This window comes from Streptomyces sp. S3(2020) (assembly GCF_013044505.1).
In the GTDB taxonomy this organism is placed as follows: domain Bacteria; phylum Actinomycetota; class Actinomycetes; order Streptomycetales; family Streptomycetaceae; genus Streptomyces.
On record NZ_JABERD010000378.1, the window covers coordinates 1 to 5,028 of the forward strand.

The 5,028-nt window shown below is 70.9% G+C and carries 4 protein-coding genes; 3 read left to right on the plus strand and 1 reads right to left on the minus strand.

From position 1 onward, the window contains the following. A partial coding sequence (locus HLK59_RS47990; protein WP_206328466.1) for a histidine kinase occupies positions 1-1,256 on the minus strand: 1,256 nt, incomplete at its 3' end. 266 nt (positions 1,257-1,522) lie between these two features. On the opposite strand from HLK59_RS47990, the gene HLK59_RS47995 reads away from it, so the two are divergent. The 3 genes from HLK59_RS47995 to HLK59_RS48005 are packed head-to-tail and all read left to right on the plus strand — an operon-like array spanning position 1,523 to position 4,437. Further along, positions 1,523-2,380 carry a MaoC/PaaZ C-terminal domain-containing protein gene (locus HLK59_RS47995; RefSeq protein ID WP_171147990.1) on the plus strand — a complete coding sequence of 286 codons (858 nt, stop codon included), beginning with the start codon at positions 1,523-1,525 and terminating at the stop codon, positions 2,378-2,380. Between the two features lie 29 nt (positions 2,381-2,409). After that, the gene (locus tag HLK59_RS48000) at positions 2,410-3,486 is read left to right on the plus strand and encodes a Zn-dependent alcohol dehydrogenase (protein ID WP_171147991.1); all 1,077 of its coding nucleotides are present in this window, start codon (positions 2,410-2,412) and stop codon (positions 3,484-3,486) included. 12 nt (positions 3,487-3,498) lie between these two features. Continuing rightward, on the plus strand, positions 3,499-4,437 hold the full coding sequence (locus tag HLK59_RS48005) for a 3-oxoacyl-ACP reductase (protein ID WP_171147992.1): 939 nt from the start codon (positions 3,499-3,501) through the stop codon (positions 4,435-4,437). The last annotated feature ends 591 nt before the right edge of the window (positions 4,438-5,028 follow it).

Sequence of the window (5,028 nt, forward strand, 5' to 3'; positions counted from 1 at the left end):
TGGGTGGATGCGCTCGGGTCGGGGTCGCCCTTGAGTCCGTTCCAGAAGGCCTCGACCCACAGTCCGGGCTCGGGTTCCTTCTTGTCCGGCTCGGGGGCGGGGGCGGGCGTCGACCAGATGGTCGGCTGCACCGCCCGCCCGGCCCTCCCGACGCGCCCCCCCCAACACAACCGCAGGCCCACCCGCACCCGGACCCGCTCCACCGTCCCCTCCACCGCGATCTCGCACCGTGAAGCCCCGCTGTGCCGGACCGCGTTGGTCACGGCCTCGCGTACGACCCAGCTCAGCAGTGTCTCCGTGTCGGCGGTCAGGGGTGGGCCGGAGTGGCGTACGACGGGCTCGATGGCCGCGGCCTCCAGGGCGGAGCGGGCGCGGTCCAGCTCGGTGCTGAGGCTTCCCTCGCGGTACCCGGTCACCGCCTCGCGGATCTCGGTGAGCGCCTGGCGGCCGACGGACTCGATGTCGGTGATCTGGGCGAGGGCCGCGTCCATGTCGCGCGGGGCGAGACGGCGGGCGGCCTCCGACTTGACGACGATCACGGACAGGGTGTGGCCGAGGAGGTCGTGGAGGTCGCGGGAGAAGCGCAGGCGCTCCTTCTCCACCGCGCGCCGGGCCAGTTCCTCGCGGGCGGCGCGCAGTTCCCGTACCGCCTCGGAGAGGGACAGGATCGCCGCGGTCACCATCGTCGACAGGAAGGTGGCGTAGCCGATGTTCACCGCGTCCCAGCCGTCCTGGACCGCGGAGACGGCCACCGCGAGGGCGGTGAGGGAGAGCCCGGTGCGGCCGAGCCACGGGCCCCGGGTCACCGCGCCCGTGGCCAGTCCGAGCAGCGGGAAGAAGAACAGCCAGTTGCCGCCGTAGCCGATGGCCAGGGCGCAGGTGACCAGGCCCATCAGGACCAGTGCCACCCGGGTCGAGCGGGCCTCGCGCTTCTCCTTCACGAAGGCGCGGAAGACGACGTAGATGTAGAGGGAGTTGAAGGTGAGCAGGCCCAGGGCGCCCAGCCACGGCTGGGGCGTTCCGGCCTGGAAGATGTTGGAGAAGGCGCCCATCCCCATCAGCAGCCAGGGCAGCAGGGAGAAGCCCGTGGGCGGTGGGCCGGGGTTCTCGACCGGTACGTCGGTCCTGCGGGCGGTGCGTTGGTCGGCCTTGAAGCGTTCCATGTCCGACTTCCAGCCCGCCCGCGCCACCCGCCACGCCTCCGTACGGCAGGACGCCTTGCGCCACCAGGACCTGTTCCCGTTCCCCTGTGTCATGGCTCCCACGCTACGAACCCGCCCACGTGCGCGGACAGAGGGACATGTACGGAATCCGGCAGGACAAATGTCATGGGCCCAAGCATCTGACATACCGTCAGTAGTCTTCACAACTTCTGAGAGCTGGGCTATACAGAGGGCGCCGTACTGGAACGCGTTCTAGAGCGAGCGTGGAGGTGCGGCACCGTGAACGACCTCGGTGCGGCCGACGGTGCGGACGGCCGCACCGAGGTCTCCGAACCCGCGAGCGAGCCCCCAGGAGCCCCATGCCCATCGACGCCGCAAAGGCCGTGGCCGCCGAACCCCGGACGGGCGAGATCGCCTGGAACTCCAAGGACGTGCAGCTCTACCACCTCGGCATCGGAGCAGGCGTCCCCGCGACGGACCCGGACGAACTGCGCTACACCCTCGAATCCAGGCTGCACGTACTGCCGAGCTTCGCCACCGTCGCCGGTTCCGGCTCGCCCGGTGTGATCAGCGGTCTGTCCATGCCCGGCATCGAGGTCGACCTCGCCAAGGTCCTGCACGGCGGCCAGTCGCTCACCATCCACCGCCCCCTGCCCGCCGAGGGCACCGCCACCGCCACCGGCCGTATCGCCGCGGTCTACGACAAGGGCAAGGCCGCCGTCCTCGTCATGCGCACCGAAGTCGCCGACGCCGACGGCCCGTTGTGGACCAACGACGCGCAGATCTTCGTACGGGGGGAAGGCGGATGGGGCGGTGACCGGGGGCCGTCCGGCCGTCTCGACCCGCCCTCCGGGGAGCCCGACCGGGTCGTCGAGCGGGCCGTCCGTGAGGACCAGGCCCTGCTCTACCGCCTCTCCGGCGACTGGAACCCGCTGCACGCCGACCCCGAGTTCGCCAAGGTCGCCGGGTTCGAGCGGCCCATCCTGCACGGACTGTGCACCTACGGCATCACCCTCAAGGCGGTCGTCGACACCCTGCTGGGCGGGGATGTGGCGCGGGTGCGGTCGTACGTCACCCGGTTCGCCGGGGTCGTGTACCCGGGGGAGACCCTGCGCATCCGGATGTGGGAGCAGCCGGACGCGGTACGGGTCGCCGTGAGCGCCGTAGAGCGGGAGGACGCGCCCGTCCTCGCCGACACCGTCGTCGAACACACCTGAGTCAAGCCGCTGTTGAGGGGAGCCGCACCATGCGCGCAGCCGTACTGCACGAGATCGGCCAGGACAAGCTGGAGGTCCTCGACGACGTCGAGGCGGTGGGGTTCGGTCCCGGAAAGGTCAGGATCAGGGTGCGGGCCGCGGGGCTGTGCCACTCGGACCTGTCCGGGATGAGCGGCGTACTGCCGCAGCCCGCGCCCTTCGTACCCGGTCACGAGGGCGCGGGCGAGATCCTCGAAGTCGGGGAGGGCGTCGGCAACCTGAAGGCCGGTGACCGGGTCGTCGTCTGCTGGCTGCCCGCCTGCGGCGCGTGTCCGGCGTGCAAGCGCGGCCAGACCGAACTGTGTCTGGCCGGGTTCATGAACGCCGGCACCCCCAACTTCAGGCGCCCCGCCGGAGACGTCTTCGGCATGGCCGGCACCGGCACCTTCACCGAGGAGGTCGTCGTCGACGCGGGCTGCGCGGTGCCGATCCCCGACGACGTGCCCTTCGACATCGCCGCGCTGATCGGCTGCGGAGTCACCACGGGCCTCGGCGCCGCCCTCAACACCGCCGACGTACAGGCCGGTTCGTCCGTCGCCGTCATCGGCTGCGGCGGCGTCGGCATCTCCGCGATCCAGGGCGCCCGGCTCAAGGGCGCGGCGGAGATCGTGGCCGTCGACCCGGTGCTCTCCCGCCGCGAGTCCGCCCTCAAGTTCGGTGCCACCAGGGCCGTTTCCCCCGACGAGCTGGCCGACGCCAAGCAACAGGTCACCGCGGGCGAGGGCTTCGACTACGTCTTCGAGGTCGTCGGCAGGTCGGCCACGGCCCGCACCGCGTACGACAACACCCGGCGCGGCGGCACCCTGGTCGTCGTCGGGGCGGGCGCCATGGACGACAACCTCCAGCTCAACATGTTCGAGCTGTTCTTCGACGAGAAGCGGATCCTGCCGTCCATGTACGGCGGCGGTGACGTCCTGACCTCCTACGAGCGGACCATCGCCCTGTGGCGGGCGGGCCGCGTCGACCTGGAGGGCCTGATCACCCACCGTGTCCCGCTGGCCGACATCAACGAGGCCCTGGACCAGATGCGCACCGGCACCTCACTCCGCACCTGCATAGAGATCTGAGGAACTCCGGGTATGTCACTGCCACTTGAGGGGCTCTCCGCGATCGTCACCGGCGCCGGACGCGGTCTCGGCCGGGCCGAGGCGCTCGAACTGGCCCGGCTCGGCGCCGCAGTCGTCGTCAACGACTACGGGCAGCCCGGCCGGGACGGCTCCGGCGAGGCCTCCGCGGGCCCCGCGGAGGAGGTCGTCGCCGAGATCCGCGCGGCGGGCGGCAAGGCGCTCGCCCACACCGGGGACGTCTCCGACTTCCAGCAGGCCGAGCGGCTCGTCCGGTCGGCCGTCGAGGAGTTCGGCAAGCTCGACATCCTCGTCAACAACGCGGGCATCCTGCGCGACCGCATGGTCTTCTCCATGAGCGAGGAGGAGTGGGACTCCGTCATCCGGGTCCACCTCAAGGGCCACTTCAACACGACCCGCTTCGCCGCCGCGCACTGGCGCGCACGCTCCAAGGAAGCGCAGGGGCCTGTGTACGGGCGGATCGTGAACACGTCGTCGGAGGCGTTCCTCGCCGGCTCGGCCGGACAGCCCAACTACGCCGCCGCGAAAGGCGGAATCGTCGGGCTCACCACCTCCACGGCCCTCGCCCTCGCCAAGTACGGCGTCACCGCGAACGCCATCTGCCCGCGCGCCCGCACCCGGATGACCGAGGACGTCTTCGCGGGCTTCGCACCCCCCGACGCCGGGCTCGACCCGCTCGCCCCCGAGCATGTCGCCCCGCTCGTCGGCTACTTGGCCTCACCCGCCGCCGCACGCGTCAACGGCCAGCTGCTCGTCGTGCACGGAGGGATGGTCGCCCTGGTCGAACGGCCGCGCGTGCAGGCCAAGTTCGACAGCAAACAGGAGACCTTCACGTACGACGAACTGGACGCGCTGCTCACCCCGCACTACGCGGCACGGGAGCCGGGGGAGACGTTCGCGGCGGCGGAAGTGCTCGGCCTCAAAAGGGAGTAGCCACCGGGCGTACGGAAACGGGCGTACGGAAACGGGTGTACGGAAACGGGTGTACGGAAAGGGGCCCGCGTGTCGGTCGACACGCGGGCCCCCTCGTCATCCCAGCCGTCAGGCAGCCTTCTCGGCGTCCTCGGCGGGCTTGCGGTGCCGGCCACGAGGGGCCGAATCGCCGTCGTGGGCCGAGACCGAACCACGGTGCCTGCCGTGCCCGGCAGACTCGTGGACATCGGTGCGCGGCGGCTGAATCGTGCTTGCGTCGCTCATCGGAAGAACTCACCCCGTCAACATGATCTTTCTAACAGCCGGGCGAGTTTAACCGGCACACCACGGGCCAAATCCAGGCGGCCACGCCAACCGGCACTAGTTCGTTACAAGACCACCCAACGGCGCTTTCCCGAGCCCCTTCGACGGCGTTCTCCCGAGGGCCTCCCACGGCACCTTCCCGAGCGGCACCGGTCTCGGCGCCACAGGCGCCACAGGCACCGGAGGATCCGGTTCCGACGGCCCGTCCGAACCCGACGGCCTCCCCGGCGTCGGTTCGTCGACCGTCCCGTCCCGGACCTGTCTCATACACACCCCTTCAGGCGCCCA

Bases quoted from the DNA above. Each gene is read 5' to 3' on its own strand.
- HLK59_RS48005 (WP_171147992.1), top strand. From the start codon at position 3,499: ATGTCACTGCCACTTGAGGGGCTCTCCGCGATCGTCACCGGCGCCGGA.
- HLK59_RS47995 (WP_171147990.1), top strand. From the start codon at position 1,523: ATGCCCATCGACGCCGCAAAGGCCGTGGCCGCCGAACCCCGGACGGGC.
- HLK59_RS48000 (WP_171147991.1), top strand. From the start codon at position 2,410: ATGCGCGCAGCCGTACTGCACGAGATCGGCCAGGACAAGCTGGAGGTC.